1 pseudogene is annotated in these 344 nt (G+C 57.6%); it reads left to right on the top strand.

The features are described 5' to 3' along the window. Window positions 1–344, top strand: a pseudogene (locus GHO42_RS05055) (penicillin-binding transpeptidase domain-containing protein); the annotation flags it as partial.

The following is a 344-nucleotide window of genomic DNA, read 5'->3' as shown; positions in this document are numbered from 1 at the left end:
CACAAGTACCGTAACTGGAACCGCAGCGGTGATGGCTTTGTCGATCTGGACAGCGCGATCATGCGCTCCAACGACACCTACTTCTATGACCTGGCCCACAAGTTGGGCATCGACCGTTTGTCGACCTACATGAATCAGTTCGGCATCGGTCAAAAAGTCTCCCTCGACATGTTCGAAGAGTCGGCCGGGTTGATGCCGTCCCGCGAGTGGAAGCGTGCAACCCGTCGCAGGCCTGGTTCCCGGGTGAAACCCTGATTTTGGGGATCGGCCAAGGCTATATGCAGTCCACCCCTTTGCAGTTGGCCCAGGCCACGGCGCTGATTGCCAGCAAAGGCAAATGGAAC

The organism is Pseudomonas sp. FSL R10-0056 (genome assembly GCF_009600105.1).
GTDB classification, from domain to species: domain Bacteria; phylum Pseudomonadota; class Gammaproteobacteria; order Pseudomonadales; family Pseudomonadaceae; genus Aquipseudomonas; species Aquipseudomonas bubulae.
This window is presented reverse-complemented; position numbering and strand designations above follow the sequence as displayed.